Genomic DNA, 17,932 nt, shown 5'->3' on the forward strand with positions numbered 1-17,932 from the left:
AAAATTTGATCACTTTTCATTAATAACACTGCTATAAAAGAAAATATAAAGAGCATGTTTGAATCAATTTTTGATCAAAACATGCTCTTCTCATAGTTATTCAAAGTATTCTTTTTTAACATGATTGATTGTTCCTTCGTTCAACTAACAAGTCTATTAGTTACATATTACTTATTTTTTAAAATCGTTCTTTTAGCTTTTTTAATAATTCTACTAGTTGATTTTATGTCAGTATCTTTTTCCCATTCTTCACACAGGTCCATTACCCAATCCGGTTTCGTTTTACTTGCATCATTTAACCAGTTTCCAACCGAATCTTGGACATATTTTGATGGATCTGATTTAAGTAAATTAAGAATAGGAAGTGCTTTTTCAGGTTCTTGTTTTAATATTTCAATATGTTTACTCCATACACCTCGAGGACGAATAGATTCTACAGAGAACCTACGAATATTCTCATCTTCACTTTTTGCCCATTCTACTAACAACTCCACACTTTTTTCTATATTCTGTGAAAGATCTTCTCTAATAGACATCCAAGCAATTTCTCGAACACCAAAATGATGATCCGCTGCAAAAGGTCGAATGTACGTTAATGTATCTTTTAATGTGTTATTTGATTTTTTATTCATAAACGCTGCCCAACATCGTACACTATCTGAAATATGATTAGATAATTTTAACAATACATCTTCCTTGTTTCCTTCATTCTCTTTGAGTATAATTTCATCCAATAAAGTTCCTGTTATTCGTATGACTTTCATTCCTGTTTCCACGTTCTGTTTTTCTAATTCAGCTACTATGCTTTCCAAACTATTCTTGAGTCCTATTAAAGGTAAGACATTTTTGAGTAGTTCAATATGATTTATAGCTAGCCATTCTGTTAGATTAACACTTTCTACTTTCCCTTGCTGTAGTAATTGTAAGACCTCTTTAGGAATTTCGTTTACTTTCCTGGCTCCTTTCCTGTTTAAGATAACTTCTGATTCTTTCGTTATCATTTAAATTCCCTCCTTGCAATACTATCTTCAAATAAACAGAGGCCATTTTGAAAAATAATAATCAAAATGACCTCTGTCTGTCTTTCTTAAATGAACATTCAGTTTCACAAAAAATGTGATTTAAATCCACCGGAAGAATATTTCTCCCATACTTTTTCTTTATAACGCTCTTACTTGTTTCAACGGCCAGAAAACAGCTTGTCCTTTTCCGACAATTTCATCTTCTGAAATAAAGCCAAACATGCGACCGTCCTTAGAAACTTCACGATTATCTCCTAAAACAAATACTTGGCCTTCTGGCACTTTCGTTTTTCCTGTGATTTGTTCTAACGTAAAGTCTGGAGTTAATACTCGGCCTACTGCTTTTTCTTTAAACTCTTTTAAATATGGTTCTTCCATCACTTTTCCGTTTACGTATAAAACATCGTTTTTATACTCAACTGTATCACCTGGTAAACCAATTACTCGTTTTACTAAGTCGTACCCTTCTTTTCCGTGGAAGACGATAACATCGAAGCGATCTAATCCACTTATACTATAACCAATCTTATTCACGAGAACGCGCTCATTATTTTCTAAAGTAGGCATCATTGATTCACCTTGCACTAAAGAAGGTGTAAATAAAACACCGCGAATAATTGCGATTAATACAAGGGTAAATCCTATCGTTTTAGCCCATGAGAATAATTCTTTCTTCGTATTTTCCTTCATCGTTTCTCCTCTTTCTTATGCAATTATTTTATTATTTCAACTAATTCTCGCACTAAACTTCGATCAATTTCAGAAAAACATGATTTACCTTCTCTTACCGCTGTACCGACATGAGCTTGCGAAATTCCAGTTTCATCTAATAACTGCTTTATATTTTCTTTCGTTACACCACTTCCAGCTACAAGTTGAATTTGACCATCGCTTACCTTTTGCATATCTTTAAGCACTGGAATATTATCTACTATATTTCCTTGTCCACCTGAAGTTAACACGTGAGTCACTTTATGGAATTCCTTTAAAGTTCTCATCGCTTCTACTAGGTTTTCTATATCATCTATCGCACGGTGATACGTTACATTTATTCCATCTACAACAGATAACAAATCTGCTAGCTTCTCTTTATCAACTTCTTTTTGTTCGTTTAATACGCCTAATACAACGCCTGCTGCACCTAACTTCTGCGCAACGCTAATGTCTTCTTTCATCATTTCAATTTCTTCTTCCGTATATGTAAAAGACTTCGCATGCGGACGAATCATAACGTGAATCGGTATATTTACTGCTTCTACCGCTTTTTTAATAAATGCATAACTCGGCGTTAATCCACCTTCTGTATAAGATGAAATTAATTCAATCCGCTTCCCACCCGCGCTTTCAATTCGTTTCACATCTTCTAAACATGTTGCAATAACCTCTAGCATGAGATAACCTCTTTTCGTGCTTTTTTCTTATTATACATTAGTAAAAATAAGAAGCCTAGCTTTCTCCTATAAAACTATAAAAAGAAGAATGAAAAGAAAGATTTTTTCAATTGATAACACTTATTTGTAATGTGCTATTTTTCATGAACAATACTACTAAAAAGAGAAAAAGATATACATCTTACAAAAAAACATTCCATTATCTCTCGTTCAGATGTATTATTTAGAATTGAGTTCTTCGAAGCTATTCAAGGGATGCTGCCTATTGCTATCAAGCTAATATTTTGGCGCATCCTCAAAACAAAAAATTGTACATCCTCATCTGGAGATGTCAATTTTCTCGCTTTGGAGTATTTGCTCTTCTTAGTTTGATGAGCATAGGGTAGCTCAGGAAAATACGAATTTACAACGTTAAAGAAATTCCAAAATTAAAAGCCTAATTTCTCAATATTAAAATTAAGGAATTTGGCTTTTTTGTCGCTCTGGAGAAGAGCCCTTTTATTGAATAATAAATTTCTTCAAATTGAGAGGAATGAGCATATAACGTTTTCACAGAGATGTTGCCTGAATCTCTTCCCTGCTTCTTCCCCGGCGACCAAGTGGTTCGGAGAGTCCTTTCGCTTGCATGTTATGTTATATGACGTACCCTACTTCTTAAAGTTACTTTCACACTACTATTCTGTTTCAATTTTCACTTCAGTAATATATTTCAGTAAAGTTTTTTTATAAAACGTCACTTTCTTATTTGTTACCGAGTTGTTCCGCCAAACCAATTAGAAGCCCTTCGGTTCCACGAATGTAACAGAGTCGATACGAGTCCTCGTACTGAACCACTTCGCCAACGAGCTGAGCACCACACTTAGTCGTGAGTCTGTATACCATTTCGTCAATGTCTTCAACAGTGAACATGACGCGTAAATAACCGAGGGCGTTTACAGGAGCAGTCCGGTGATCTGATATAGTAGGTGGGGTGAGAAATCGCGAAAGTTCAATTCGGCTGTGACCATCTGGCGTAACCATCATAGCAATCTCTACGCACTGGGAGCCCAGTCCGGTTACGCGACCAGCCCATTCACCTTCGACAGTAGCTCGCCCTTCGAGTTTCAAGCCAATCTCCTCGAAGAAAGAGATTGCGTCATCAAGAGATTCTACAACGATACTGACATTGTCCATTCTTAGTAATTTGTTCTTTTCCATAGTTTTATCTCCTTATGTGTAAACATTTATTATCTAATCATCTTCATAAATTATTCTATTAAAAGTTACAAATTCCTTCCCAACAAAAAACACCTTATCACCGTTTACATTCAAACTGGCATTACAATAAATATTTTTCATCCAGGAACATTCATCAAATCATGATAATCATTTATATGAAAACACTACATTTCAAACTAGGATGGCAAACAAATAAAAAGCACGTGTTCGATTACTAATCAAACACGTGCTTTCAAAACAACTATATTGTCCATAAACAATAACATTTAAATTCATAAGATCTACTCCTAAAACATCACGACCGAAATGCTGCATCCGCCAGTATAGACAATGTTGCATCATCCATCGGCGGATTGTGTAAACCCGCTCTGACATTTAAGTAATAACGATGAAGTGGATTTTTTTCTGATAAACTTTTTGCCCCTACGATACGCATTGCTTTATCTACTATAGATATCGCCGCATTTGTTACTGCGTATTTCACTGCCGCTAGTACTGCTTGTAGTGATAGTTTATCTTCTGCCTCATCGTACTTTTTCGCAATTTGATATAAAAAGACGCGAGCTTGCATAAGCTCAAGCTCTATTTCTCCAACTAATCTTCTAACACTCGGTAATAAACTAATAGAATGGTTTAAACTATTTGGCTTGTATGATTCCGCAAAATGAACTGCATAATTTCTTGCTGATTGTGCGATTCCTAAATAACATGCTGGTATATGTAGCAACCAGCCAATACCCTTTTGTTTCACTTTCCCGCCCAATACATTCGTAAAGAAGCGGTTTTCTATCTCCACATTTTGTAAGACAAGGTCGTGGCTAGCAGTTCCTCGCATCGCAACGCTATCCCATGTTTCTTCAATTGATACACCGAGCGTATTTCTTGGAATGACAAACTCACCAACTTCTTCTCGGCCTTCCATACTTGCTGAAATAATAAAATAATCAAGTACTGGTGCCATCGTTGTAAAAGTTTTCCTTCCATTTATAATCCACTTCTCGCCTTGTTGCACCGCGATTGTTTCTGGTTTACCACCACGCGTCGGACTTCCTGTTTTCGGTTCTGTTGCTGCCCGATTAAAGAGTGCACCATTACGCACTTCTTCGCAAAACCATTTGAACATTCCATCATTCCAAGAGCGATTTTCAGCTAGCTCTTTTACAATACCGATATGCCATCCAATCGATAATGCAGTAGCTCCACAGCCTTCTGCAATTTTCCCTTGAAATAAAACGAAGTCATATAAAGAAATCGCACTACCACCAAATTCCTTCGGTAACGTTAATTTCGTATATCCGATATCTTTTAAATTATTAATATTTTCATGCGGAAATGATCCTAACTCACTTAATTGATGCTCCCTTTCCATGAACTTCGGAATCAATTTATTTATTTGTTCAATAATGAAAGATTGTTCTTCTGTTTCAACAAATGAGAGTGCCATACTATAATCTCCTTTATCCCGCTATTTGCGGGCAGTAAAACTCCCACCTCAAAATTCAGGTGGAGCAAAGAAGTTCAGTGGGAGTCGGGCTGCCCGTAAATGCTCGATTCATAAACCGTTCATTTTGTCATTATGATTATATGAAGCTACCTCTCTATTGTTTCACTATTCCGATAAAAATACAATGTTTTTGGATTATAAGAAAAATCCCTATAGAAAAACAGGTCCTTTTCTTATATTAATCCCCCTTCAATGCCTTTAGCGGCAAAGAGGTTACATATCCGATATACGAGAATAATTCTTTAAAAAAGAATGGAATTTCTGTATCTAACGTTTTATATGCTGATGTTGGAGTCGGTGAAGCATATGCCTCAATGTTAATATGTTTTGCGATTCTCATTGCGCGTTTCATATGAAGTGGATCACTTACAATCGTGTATGAGTGTATTCCGTTCTCTATTCCAACTTCCTTCGCATTCTTTAAATTTTCTTCAGTGAAAAGGGATTTTGTTTCAATTAAAATATCCTCCTCTTTTACACCTTGTTTCAATGCATATACTCTAGCAGTGCGAGCTTCCTCAAGCTCTGCTTCAAACTTTGTACCACCTGTAAAAATAATTTTCTTAATGTTTCCGTTTTTATATAGAGAAATCGCGTGATTAATTCTTTCCTTAAATACAGGAGATGGTTTTCCGTTCCATGAAGCTGCTCCTAGCACGATACCAGCATCTGTCTTCACATCATCATCCGTTTTAAAGCGATAACTCCAAATATCGTAAGCTGCATAGCTCACATACAAAATAGCAGAACAAATCATTAATAAAAACACTTGAAAGATTCGTCTTTTTTTACTCTTCTTATTTTCTTTCATTTGTAATTGCCTCCGTACATCATCCATACTTCTATAAAAAAACATTTATATCAAATCGTTTTGTTTGAGTTTGTTTAAAAGAAGGTATTTTACTTATTATATATAAAAGGGTTTTCATTTAAAATTGAGGATTATCAATTCATTTTTCATTTGCGGTTTTCATTACAATTTTAATTCATTAGTTTATTACCATACAACTACATTGTAACGAATTTTTTCTCAGAAGGGAATGATGAAACAAAAGTAAATTAAATAAGTTAGTGTTTTGTAAGAAAAAAAGGTATATTATTCGCAAATTACGATCATATACCTTACAAAATACGAATTATAGCTTTTCTTTGTATAACTCTAATTTTTCTAACAATTCTCCTTTCACGCCTGACCATTCACTCGCAATAATACTGTACACAACTGCATCTCTCACATGACCGCTCGGCAATCTTCTTTCATTTCTTAGCACACCTTCTTTTACCGCGCCTAACCTTTCAATTGCTCGTTGTGCTTTTTCATTTCTTACATCCGTCTTAATTTGCACTCGTAGCATATGCAGTTTTTCAAAAGCATACTGGAGAAGCATATACTTACATTCTGTATTTATACTCGTACGTTGCACACTTGGATGGTACCACGTCTGCCCTAACTCCACTGTTTTATCTTCTACTGAAATATTATATAAACGTGTACTCCCTACAATCTTGTTCGTCTGTTGATCCACTACAGCGAAAGGGATTTGTGTACCCTTTCCATAACTCTTTATCGCTTTTTGAACATATTGCTGCATATCTTGAACAGTTTCCATTTTAGAGATTAAATACGCCCAAATTTGCCTATTTCCTTCTACAATCAAAAACAAAGTTTCGACATCACCACTATCCATTAACCGTAACTTCGCTCTTTCGTGAATGATTTCCATTTGTAAGCCCCCTTCTTTTGTTACTATAACATATGAATAAAAATGTCAAAATTTATATATAATGATTTTAACAACAAAAATCCTCGCTCACATAGAAAGCGAGGGTTTCCTATTAAAGCACCAAATAAGCAATCGGCGTAATAATAAGCAACGTTAATATGGTTCTCTGCACGTACAAAATAATAAGTTCAGATACTTTTAACGGAATATCTGTCGATAATATACAAGGGATTGAAGCGGAGAAAAACAAAATAGATGATACCGAAACAACCGCAATGACAAACTTTGTCACGAGCGGCGCACTTACAACTAATAATGATGGTAAAAACATTTCTGCAATACCAACTGATACCGCTTTAGCAGCTAAGTCTGCTTCTGGTAATTGTAAAACCCATGTAAATGGATAAAAAATATAACTGATCCAATCAAATATTGGCGTGAACTTCGCTAAGACGATACCAATTAACCCTACTGACATAATAGATGGTAAAATTCCCATCGTCATAATAAAACCGTCTTTTAAGTTCACTGCAATATTTTTCATAATGCTCGGTGCAGATTTTGATACTTCTAATGCATCTTCCCAAGCACGTTCTAACATTTTTTCCTTATAAACGGGCTCTGGGAACCCTTCTTTCGTAATATATGTATCGGGTTTTCTACTAAGAGGTGGGATTCTTACGGTGATAGCAGTCACGATGAATGTTACTACAAGTGTAGTCCAAAAATAAACATTCCATAAATGCATAATGTCTAATGTTTTTGCGATGATGATCATAAATGTTGCGGATACTGTAGAAAATCCTGTAGCGATAATGGCTGCTTCTTTTGTCGTATACTTTCCTTCTTTATATACACGGTTCGTAATTAATAAGGCTAGTGAATAACTTCCAACGAAGGAGGCAACCGCATCAATTGCCGATCGTCCCGGCGTATTCCATAAAGGTCTCATAATCGGACGGCAAAATGTACCGATAAATTCAAGCAACCCATATCCGACTAATAACGCTAAAAACGCCGAACCAATTGGAACGAGTAAACTTACCGATATAACTAGTTTCTCATACAAAAACGGCCCAACATCTGGTGCAAAAAACCAAGCTGGTCCCACTTTAAAACAATATAATACGCCAAAAACAACACCAACTACTTTTAAAATAGAAAAGCAAATGTCTACGATAGATGCATTCCATTTCTTCGTATAAAATGGATAAATCGCACCAATCACCATAACAAACAATGCATAATAAGGTACTACGCCAGGAACTGAAGTACGGATCCACGATACGATATGATCAATCATAATAGAAGAAGCTCCATTTATCGTAACAGGTACGAAAAACATAAACATCCCAACGAGACTAGCAAGTATAAACCGAAGAATCATACTCCTCTCTCGTCCTGTCTTAATTACATTACTTTTTAATTCAATTTCACTCAAAATTCGACACCTCCCATTATCTAAATATTCTGTATAATATAGTTTTATTCCTTCTTTTGATCTTGAATATTTAATCATATAAAAAAGCCTAATTTGAAACATTTAGATCAAATTAGGCTTTTTATATACTTTTTAGATATTCTCACTTAAAGCACAAAGTAGAGTTTAAAATCATTGCTCGAAGTACGAGTCTTTCTTACTATTCTTCAATATAAAACTCCCCATCTCAATCGCTAAATCTTCACTTTGAGGATAGACACCTACATTATCTCCATACGCGTGCCCTAAACCACGATAGAGAATCGTTTCAGTATCCACTCCTTGTTTCGTCAATTTAGCTGCATACGCTAAACATTCAATCATTAAAAAATCATGTTCTCCTACCGTAATAAATGTACTTGGATAATCTGAAGATACATCAACGTATGGACTTAAATACTTCGAATGAATGTCTTCCGTACCAAGTATTTCTGCCATCCCTCCGACCATTGCATGCATCATATTAAGCATTTTTTCTAATCCTTTTTTATATTTCGGAGCAATCTCATATTTATCTATACTCCAAGAATAAAACTCGTCTTCATAGTCACACATGTTAAGTGTAGGATACAGAAGTAATTGCCCTTTAACGAAGTTTCTACCATCTTCCATATCTCTCGTTGTACAATACTGTGTTAAGTTCCCTCCAGCACTATCACCCGCAACAAAAATATTATTCTTATCACCGCCGAATGCTTCAGCATTCTCATAAATCCATTTTAAAGTAGTGTAACAATCTGTATGTCCAGTTGGAAAAGGATGTTCTGGAGCTAATCGATAATCTATAGAAAAGGCTAATATATCTGTTTTTTCTACTATTAATTTCACAAGTTCTTCTACCACATCTGGTGATCCTGCCATAAATCCGCCACCATGAATAAAATATAAAATTGGCGCGTTTTCTCGTTTTGAAATACTATTATAAATCCTTATCGGAATGTCATATCCATCTTCCGCTTTAACCGTTTCATTCGTAATATTTATATTTTTCGTTACGATTGGAACGCTTTTAATACCATTAAACTGCTTTCTCATATTCTTTACCGATTTTTCAGAAGCGTCCATTTTCATCATATTTTTAGGCATAAACCTCATTATATTCATTTGAACCTTCATATCTTTATAAAGACGTGGATCCATTGCTCCCTTTTCATCGCAATCTGGTATGTTTTTCACTATTACTTCTGCGCCTTGTACATTGATGGTTTCTTGTTTTTCTTGAATCTTTTCTAATAAATCTAAGCTATATTTCCTAGACATTCACTATTCCCCCATCTCTTTTTTAACGCTTTCGTTTTCCGAAAAATTATATAACCGTATACCTTTCCATTTACTAAATAAAAATACGTTCCATGTACAAAATGTAACATGGAACGTATTTTTATTGTTGTTCATATTTGATTCAATTATTGTCATTTTTTGATATGATATTTTTTCTATACTGTAATGGTGTATCCCCATATTTCCCTTTAAACTGCGAAATGAATGACTTCACATTGGGAAATCCATGTTTCACTGCTATATCTTGTATAGAATTCGTACTGCTAATAATATCTTCATACGCTTTATGAAGCCTGTATCTCGTTAAAAAAGAGGTGAAATTTGATCCGAAAGATTTTTTGAACATCCGAGAAAAATGTTCCTCACTTACAAAAAAGTGTTTCGCTACATCTTTCATTTTAAGCTTTTCATCATAATATTCATACATATATGTAATTATCTCTTTTTGTTTATTTCCAAATTGAAAATCATTATCTTCTTTTTTTCTATCTTTACAGTGGCGCAATAGAATATAAACAATCTCATAAATTAAACTATTCATTTTTATATAACTTAACTCATCAAAATTTGTGACTAACTCCTTTAATTCATAAAATATTTGTTGGAGCTTTTCTTTCTGCACAAATGATGCTTGTAGAGTAAATCTATATTTATCAAAATCAGCATTTAGCTCTTTAAGAAATTCATACGAAACTATTAACATCATTACTGCACAACTTGCATTCTCAACTTTTTCAAATTCGTGCACATCTCCACTGTTTACAAAAATAAACTCGCCAGCTGATACTTTCTTTTTTTGCCCATTTACATACAAAGAAACGTCTCCATATATTACCAAACTAATTTCAATACTTCTATGCCAGTGTGGAGGGATATAGTAGTGAAAATCAGCCGGAAGTCTTGTGCTATCTATATATTCAACCATACCTGGAATTCTATCACGCAATTTTATCTCTTCATATTTCCCTTGCCTGACTTTCAATTATGTTCCCTCCTTTTTATTGCATAGTAAACGTCAAATAACTTCAATCAAAACTTGTGCTACACATTACTATTTTCATCTCATTTTATAATCATCCACAATCACTTGGATTACACGATATGCTTCCTCAGCTACTTTTTCATTACTATCTCTATTCGCATCATATGTAATTAACGCCTTCCAAAGCGTCCATCCTCTCGCTCTATCCCACGTTTCCTCATCCATCCTCAACACTTCTTTAAATACGTTTCTACTATTTTCATCAAAAAATGTCCATGCCATCGCCGCGTCACACGAAGGATCACCTACTCCTAGTATACCAAAATCAATTACGGCACAAAGCTTTCCATCTTTAACGAGTAAATTCCCTGGCGCAACATCTCCATGAATCCAAACTGGTGTGGGTTCCCATTTTGATTGGAGCGCTAAATCCCAAAGGTGCTTTAACAATGCCTCATCAAAAGCGTCTTTATTGTTTTCAATAGCTACTCTCGCTTCTTCATCGTATACAGATATAAACCCGCCTCGGTAAAAGTTATGCGCTCCAGCTATTGGTCCGTTACTAGAATCAATGGATTGCAATTCTAGTAGAAATGATCCTAAGTCCGCTGCGAATTCATGTAAGTCACGAACATTTTCTTTCGTAACTGCCTCTCCCTCTATCCACTTATTAATAGACCATGGCCACGGATACTCTTCCGACGGATGCCCTTTTGCAATTGGTGCAGAAATTGGTAAAGAAAGTTCCTTATTTAATATAGGAAGCCACTTGTTTTCTTTCTCTACTTGCGGTGCATATGCTGCATCACTTGGTAATCTAACACTCATCTGATCTCCTAAGTGAAACGTTCTATTATCATGTCCACTAAACTTTACAGGTTTCACTTCTAAATGTGCCCATTCAGGAAACTGTTTCTGTATTAACTTCTCAACTAAACTTACGTTAATTGGATTCATTTATTTTCTCCTTTTCTTTTGAAACTTACTAAGCCCATCCGTACTGCCCACATACTCAAAATCATTTTTCTTATAAAAATCATTCAACGTACGATTATGTCCCACACAATCTAACTTCAAGTACTCTTTATCACACTGTACATTTTCTTCTACCCACTGCAAAATCGATTCTCCTATTCCATTCCCCTTATACTTCCGTCTCACCGCAAATCTATGAATATATACTGAATCCGAAACTTCCTCTTTACCAAAAATATGTTCATCCCATTCATTTTGTTTAGGAGATGCTGTAATCGTACCAACAATTTCATCTTCTTTCATAACAATATACGTATATTTATTTCTTATACATTCTAATATTTCAGCTGTAGCCTCTCCTCCTAACAGATACTGCCATTGATCTACTTCTTTATGTTGTAACCACTCTGCTACTTCTCTTAATAGAGTAATAATGCTATCGCTCTCCTCTTCAGTAGCAGTTCGTATTGTATATCCTTTAACTGTATTTCTCTCCATATTGCCGTTCCCCTTTCAAATTACTACTATACTGACAAACGCGTTCTACCGTCATTTTCGTCTGTAACGTATTCAACATAAAAACCTTGATTCAGTGCGTTTTCATACATCAATTCAATCACTTTTTGATCTTTAGCGTAAATGTGTATATAATCACCGTCCGCTACTAATACGACTACTTCATACTTGCTCTCTGTGAACTCTTCATATGTTTCAATCTCTTCTAATACTTCTCCTTTTGGATACGCTTTTAAATCTGCAAAAATGAGATAATATATGTTGTCTTTTATTAATTTTTTCAATTCTAATCCACTCATTACCTTGTTATCTTCTGAAAATAATTCTGATCCTAATCCATCAGGTAATCTGAAATAAGATTCCTCATTTTCCACTCGCCAATCAAATAACGTAATATCGATCGGCTTTAACACTTTCCAAAGTAGATTATCATATTCATTTGGAATATCTACAATAATTCCTCTTTTCATTTATTTGCTCCTAGCTTATTTATTTTCGTTTTCATTTCATACATTATATACCAAATTCAACTACTATATTTTGTCGATACCTATGTAACTTGTATTTCACCGCGAAAAACCGTCCCACTACTTATGAAACGGTTTCTTTCTGCTTATATTTAGGTTTTTCATTCAATTGTTGCACTGCGCTTTAAAATAATTTCTAATATATTCATCACATCAGCCATCATTCTTTATATTTACTTCGTCTTCACAAAATAATATAAAAACCACACCGCATGGTTTTGTTCATCAGCAGCTATTCTGCGCAATAACTCTTTCAAATGTGCATCCGATGTTTCATCTGAAATTTCTAAGTAAAAATCTACTGTCTTCTGTTCATCTTGTATAGCGAATTCTAATCCTTGTAAGTACCTATTTGGACATTCTTCGGTAATCTGTGGTTTAGGCTGCCTGCCAGTTAAGTTCGTATAAATTTGGACAAAGTTTTGGAAATGCTTTATTTCATCATTACGAATTTCAAGAATCTGATTTCGTTCTACTTGATTTGGAGCCATGTTAGCTAACTTTGCGTAGCAGCTTATAGCGCTATATTCTCCGTTTATAGCTTTTTCAATATCACTTATCAACTTATCATTTTGCCTATACCAATCATGATAATTCGAATTATACATCGTATCCCCTCCATAATTTCGCATAACATTTTATGCACTTTGAAATAGTAGGAGCATGTATACAAAAAAATTACTGCAAACACGAATACTTCAATCACGTATAACATATTGTAAAACCCTATCTATCGCTGCTTAATTTCCTTAACGATTCCTAATGATTTCATCAAAAAACGCTTCACTACGAGTGAAACGTTTTTTATCTTTTAAGCATTCAATTCCATTTTATGTCCCTTTACTGCACTACGCTTCAATGCAGTTGCTAGTATAACAACCATACTTACCACACCAATCCAAACGAGCACAGTAACAGGTGTATTCCAGCTTACCCCTTTTCCGAAGAAGAAGATCTCCCTTAGTCCTTCGATCATAAATTTCATTGGTAACCAAGAATAAACCCAATCTTGATAAAATGGCGACAACATTTCAGGCGCTAATGATAATAACGGTGCCCCGAAGAATAGTAAGAGTGCGAATAAACCGATACCTTTTAGCCCAACTAATGAAAGTACCGCCGATATCATTAAGAAGAAGCTAAAAGATGTGATGGATAAGAACAACGCTGTATCCGTGAAATTCGAAATATTTAACCCTACCATCCCATCTGCAATCCACGTAAGGCCAAATCCAATTACAAGTGTCGCAACTGCTCCAGCTACTATTTGTTTTAGTTTTAATCCAAAGTTTTCTTTTCTTGTACGTACCGGCATTTTACTAATCGCAATAAAGATAATCGCTGCACTAGCTAAACTTGCAATCCATAACGGCTGGAATAATGCCATTGGTGAGTTACCGTTCGCACTATTTTTTCCGACCTCATTCACATTTTTCACGTTCTTTACAATAGGTGTTACTAATTTCGAAGCTTGATCTGTTGTTAAAGTAGCTCCCCTTGCTTTCAATCCATCTAATATTTGTGTACGGACATTGTTGTTTATATTATCCACTACACCATTTAATATTTGCCCTGCCATAGTTGATGCACCTGTATTCATTCCTTGATTAATTAATATTTCTACTTCTGGTGAAGATGGCTGCGGTGTTCGTAATGAAGCCTGTTTCATACTAAATTCTTTCGGAATGACGAATGCTGCATAATACTCTTGATTATTTAAACCTTTTTGAACTGCTTCCTTATTTTTCACTTCTACCCACTTCACCGCAGGTTCTTCATCTGATTTCGCTGTTTTTTTCACCGTATCAACAATTGTTTGCCCCATATTCATTTTCGGTTGATTTGGAACTTCTACACCTTGATCCTCATTTACAATTGCAATTGGCAAGTTTTTTGGCTTTGGTTGAACAGTTGGGAATAATGTTAATGAAAAAATAAAAACAACAAGTAGTACAATAACTGGTGCTAACAATAAAAGTTTGTTTTTAAACATTTTCTTTTCTCCTCCTTTAATTTTCGTTACAATAAATGAACAACGTGTTGTTTATTTATATTTTGAATTATATGTTTGAGCTAAATCTTATTCAATAATCAAAAATCGTGAATGTGTCGGTTATAAGACACTTTTTCTAAATGTGTTGAGTAAAATTAAGGAGGGACATGCTTTGCGTGATAGTAATTTAGATTTACGTGTTATTCGTACGAAAACGGCCATACGAAATGCACTAGTGGAGCTTATTGAAGAAAAAGGTTTTGACGCCATTACAGTAAAAGATATTACAACGAAAGCAAACATAAATCGCGGTACATTTTATGCGCACTATCAAGATAAATTTGATTTAATGACGAAATGCCAAGAAGAAATTATGCATGAGTTTTCTAGCATTTCCAAACAAAAATTCCCTGAAGTGATTGCCGATCTTGGCTCAAACCCTTCCCCAACGACGCCATTTGTACTTATCGCTTCTATTCTTGAATTTCTAAATGAAAATAGTGATTTTATGAAAGCTGTGTTAAGTCCAAAAGGAGATTTATCTTTCCAAACAAAACTGAAAGACTTTATGTGGAAAACACTATTTGAAGATACGAATGGGGCTCTTATTGATAAAGAGAGTTTGCTTGTTCCAAGCGAATACCTAACTTCTTATATGGCATCTGCTCATATAGGTGTCATTCAGCAATGGCTAAATAATGGCCAAAAAGAAACACCTAAGGAAATTGCTCGTATTTTATCAACTATCGCAGTTCACGGCCCGTTTTATGCGGCTGGTTTAAAGAAGTAAGCCAACCTGCATAGAAATATATTTTAATCAATCTGGACATCAACTAATTGCTTAATGAAATTTATGTTTCTATGAAAAAAGCTGTTGAAAGGAATCCCCTTCAACAGCTTCTCCATTATTAACGATATAAACGAACTGCACCTGCAGAATTATCATCTGCTTGTCCAACTACTTCAAATTTCAATCCAAACTTCGGTAATTTACGTCCTGCATCTGGGATTAAATCATTTATATACAATTTAGAATCATCAAACTTCGTTACACCTGGTAATCCTTTGTAATCATATGTTCCGCGTGTTGGAGATACAACTTTCCATGCTGGCGTCTGGTTAAAGGAGAATGCAGCATCTGCGATTTGGTATCGTGTACTACCTTGAACAGTTGGTTTGCCGTTTAGCGTTCCAACAATTGCCTCTGGGTGAGAGTCAACAACCCCTAAGAAACCTTCGCCTGGATGAATACCAACCCAATTATCTGTAAAGCTAGAGTCTGCATACCATACAACAAGACCTGTATTATACGGTACACCGCTGCTATATTTTAATGCTTGGTCAGCACCAGCGTAGTTTCTCCACTCTAAATAGTAGTTATGTTTCTTCTTATCAAAACCGTTTGCTACAACGAAACCATTTAATTTTAATTTCGATTCGCCTTCTGCATCATCAGAGAAGACAACATTTCCATCTACAGTTAATGTAGCGTTATCAAAAGTAAAACCGTTCGGTGCTAAGCCACCATCTGTAATGTATTCAAATACTAGTTTTACTTTTTGACCTTTAAATTTGCTTAAGTCATATGACTTATCTACCCATTTACCATCCGTTGTATCTAGACCATTTTTCACATTCTTTTCGCCAATTCGATCGACTAACGTTTTCTTATTATCCTCTGTTACTGCATATACTTCAAGGAAGTCATAATCTGTTTCAATTTCATACAATGACTTGTAATCAAACTTCGCCAGTGTTGCATTTGTTAAATCAAACACTGGTGTTTCTAATGTTGTATGAAGATTATCGCCTTTTGTACTATAGTAATATTTCTTACCGAATGCAGGCTGAATGCCTTTCACTTCTTTATCTGGTAAGTTAACGCGAATTAGACCCGGACGAGCTGATTTCGTTACACTTTGGTCTAAGTACGTTGCAAAACCGATACCACGATTTAATTTATCATAGTCTACCTCTACAATATTTGCCCAGTTTCCACCCATGTTCTTTTGAAAGAACTCTTTGTTTTGCGGAGAGAAACTCGGTGGCGTTGTACCTGCAATTTTACCAGCCCAGCTGCCGCCGCTCATAACAGACCAAGAGTTAATTGGCTCCCCTGCTCCTGAATACTTCGTATCATACTCATCCGGAAGGCCTAAATCATGACCAAATTCATGTGCGAATACACCAACTGCTCCGTCTTCTGGCTCAATTGTGTAATCGTACGCTGCCATTTTACCGCCCCAGTTATCAACTTTTGCTTTTGTTCCTTCAATTGGATATGGTGTTCCAAGGTGCCAACGATGCGACCAAATTGCATCATCACCTAGTCTACCACCGCCTCCATCTTGCCCAACTCCAGCGTGAATGACCATTAAGTGATCAATCAGACCATCTGGTTCATTTTTATTGCCATCACCATTATTGTCATATTGATCGTATTCGTCAAATTCAGATAAATCAATACCACTTTCTACAGCCGCATTTAATGCTTCTTTTACAAAATCACGAGGTCCTTTTGGTCCTTTATTATCATGGCCGCCATCTCCTGCATCTGCGCCATAATCTGCCGCATTACCAGGAACTGTCAACCACTTTGTTACTGTGCCATCTACTGTATAACTACCACCAGATTGCTCTTCATAATATTGTTTAAATGTTGGTACTTTTGAACCATCAAAGAGTGTAAATGGCTCATTACCAAATAACATTTTTTGATAATGTTCTGGATTAAAATCATTTGAATACATATAACCTGGTACTTGATCAATATTGTTATGCTTAAAGTCAGCAAACTCCACCAACAATACAAGCACTTTATCTTTACGGACATCACCATTATATTGTTTTTGCTTCGCTGAAGTAGTTGGTACTTTGCCGTTTAATCCCCCTTTAACCGGCTCTTGTCCAACTACCGGGCCACTAGCAGGTTGATCAGCTTTTTCTTTCGCATCTGCTTTTGCATCTTTCACTTTTTTCAAAAAGTCAAACGCTTCTCTCGAGACACTATCCCCTGTTGCTGGTTCTTTCCCAGCATTTTCGCCTTTTTTCTTCTCTACGTATTTTTCAACAGCTTTTAATGTGTCTTCTTTCGACGCAGAATTATTAATTACACCGCGTTTCTTGAGCGCATCTGCTAGACGGTCCTCTTGAATTAAATTTTCATCAATTGGACTTAAAGATCCTACATTAGACGGCGTTGCCGCATAAACAGATTGACTACCTACCCCAAATGTGCAACTAAGCACTGCTGCCGCCGCAAGCGTAGACAGCACTTTAAAAGGCTTTTTCTTCATCCCTATTCCTCCCCAATATTAAA

17 protein-coding genes are annotated in these 17,932 nt (G+C 35.4%); 1 reads left to right on the forward strand and 16 read right to left on the reverse strand.

Annotated features, from left to right (window positions below; translation table 11 throughout):
• Positions 1-167 precede the first annotated feature (167 nt).
• The 15 genes from JDS92_RS00460 to JDS92_RS00530 form a co-directional block, all read right to left on the reverse strand.
• Positions 168-1,001, reverse strand: a complete 834-nt coding sequence (locus JDS92_RS00460) for a DNA alkylation repair protein (protein WP_097959348.1) — start codon at positions 999-1,001, stop codon at positions 168-170.
• Positions 1,002-1,160: 159 nt separating this feature from the next.
• Complete coding sequence (lepB, locus tag JDS92_RS00465) at positions 1,161-1,712, reverse strand: signal peptidase I (protein WP_097954340.1); 552 nt, start codon at positions 1,710-1,712, stop codon at positions 1,161-1,163.
• Positions 1,713-1,735: 23 nt separating this feature from the next.
• A complete protein-coding gene (locus tag JDS92_RS00470; protein ID WP_000895104.1) occupies positions 1,736-2,413 on the reverse strand; it encodes a copper homeostasis protein CutC in 678 nt (225 codons plus the stop codon).
• A 741-nt stretch (positions 2,414-3,154) separates the two neighbouring features.
• Positions 3,155-3,610 (reverse strand): VOC family protein, encoded by a 456-nt coding sequence (locus JDS92_RS00475; RefSeq protein WP_000414361.1) that lies wholly within the window; start codon positions 3,608-3,610, stop codon positions 3,155-3,157.
• Between the two features lie 316 nt (positions 3,611-3,926).
• Positions 3,927-5,075 carry an acyl-CoA dehydrogenase family protein gene (locus JDS92_RS00480; RefSeq protein ID WP_199631334.1) on the reverse strand — a complete coding sequence of 383 codons (1,149 nt, stop codon included), beginning with the start codon at positions 5,073-5,075 and terminating at the stop codon, positions 3,927-3,929.
• A gap of 238 nt (positions 5,076-5,313) precedes the next feature.
• Complete coding sequence (locus JDS92_RS00485; RefSeq protein ID WP_000662220.1) at positions 5,314-5,946, reverse strand: YdcF family protein; 633 nt, start codon at positions 5,944-5,946, stop codon at positions 5,314-5,316.
• Positions 5,947-6,271: 325 nt separating this feature from the next.
• Entirely contained in the window at positions 6,272-6,859 is a 588-nt protein-coding gene (locus JDS92_RS00490) for a GNAT family N-acetyltransferase (protein ID WP_097959344.1), read from the reverse strand.
• Positions 6,860-6,971: 112 nt separating this feature from the next.
• Positions 6,972-8,300, reverse strand: coding sequence for a YjiH family protein (locus JDS92_RS00495; protein WP_097855333.1), 1,329 nt, complete (start codon positions 8,298-8,300; stop codon positions 6,972-6,974).
• Positions 8,301-8,471: 171 nt separating this feature from the next.
• Complete coding sequence (locus JDS92_RS00500) at positions 8,472-9,599, reverse strand: alpha/beta hydrolase (protein ID WP_097959343.1); 1,128 nt, start codon at positions 9,597-9,599, stop codon at positions 8,472-8,474.
• Between the two features lie 142 nt (positions 9,600-9,741).
• Positions 9,742-10,602, reverse strand: a complete 861-nt coding sequence (locus JDS92_RS00505; RefSeq protein ID WP_097959342.1) for an AraC family transcriptional regulator — start codon at positions 10,600-10,602, stop codon at positions 9,742-9,744.
• Between the two features lie 75 nt (positions 10,603-10,677).
• Positions 10,678-11,559, reverse strand: coding sequence for an aminoglycoside phosphotransferase family protein (locus JDS92_RS00510; protein ID WP_199631335.1), 882 nt, complete (start codon positions 11,557-11,559; stop codon positions 10,678-10,680).
• A complete protein-coding gene (locus tag JDS92_RS00515; protein ID WP_097959340.1) occupies positions 11,560-12,075 on the reverse strand; it encodes a GNAT family N-acetyltransferase in 516 nt (171 codons plus the stop codon).
• A 26-nt stretch (positions 12,076-12,101) separates the two neighbouring features.
• Complete coding sequence (locus JDS92_RS00520; protein WP_016108708.1) at positions 12,102-12,563, reverse strand: DUF2691 family protein; 462 nt, start codon at positions 12,561-12,563, stop codon at positions 12,102-12,104.
• A gap of 230 nt (positions 12,564-12,793) precedes the next feature.
• On the reverse strand, positions 12,794-13,228 hold the full coding sequence (locus tag JDS92_RS00525) for a ferritin-like domain-containing protein (protein WP_016108709.1): 435 nt from the start codon (positions 13,226-13,228) through the stop codon (positions 12,794-12,796).
• A 203-nt stretch (positions 13,229-13,431) separates the two neighbouring features.
• Positions 13,432-14,613: a YhgE/Pip domain-containing protein gene (locus JDS92_RS00530; protein WP_097959339.1), complete on the reverse strand. Its 1,182-nt coding sequence runs from the start codon at positions 14,611-14,613 to the stop codon at positions 13,432-13,434.
• Between the two features lie 172 nt (positions 14,614-14,785).
• On the opposite strand from JDS92_RS00530, the gene JDS92_RS00535 reads away from it, so the two are divergent.
• Positions 14,786-15,403 (forward strand): TetR/AcrR family transcriptional regulator, encoded by a 618-nt coding sequence (locus JDS92_RS00535; protein WP_206772922.1) that lies wholly within the window; start codon positions 14,786-14,788, stop codon positions 15,401-15,403.
• Between the two features lie 118 nt (positions 15,404-15,521).
• Here the strand turns inward: JDS92_RS00535 and JDS92_RS00540 are convergent, their stop codons facing one another.
• Positions 15,522-17,909 carry an immune inhibitor A domain-containing protein gene (locus JDS92_RS00540; protein WP_000728984.1) on the reverse strand — a complete coding sequence of 796 codons (2,388 nt, stop codon included), beginning with the start codon at positions 17,907-17,909 and terminating at the stop codon, positions 15,522-15,524.
• Positions 17,910-17,932 lie beyond the last annotated feature (23 nt).

The sequence above is a fragment of the Bacillus cereus group sp. N12 genome, from assembly GCF_016483575.1.
In the GTDB taxonomy this organism is placed as follows: Bacteria; Bacillota; Bacilli; order Bacillales; family Bacillaceae_G; genus Bacillus_A; species Bacillus_A toyonensis.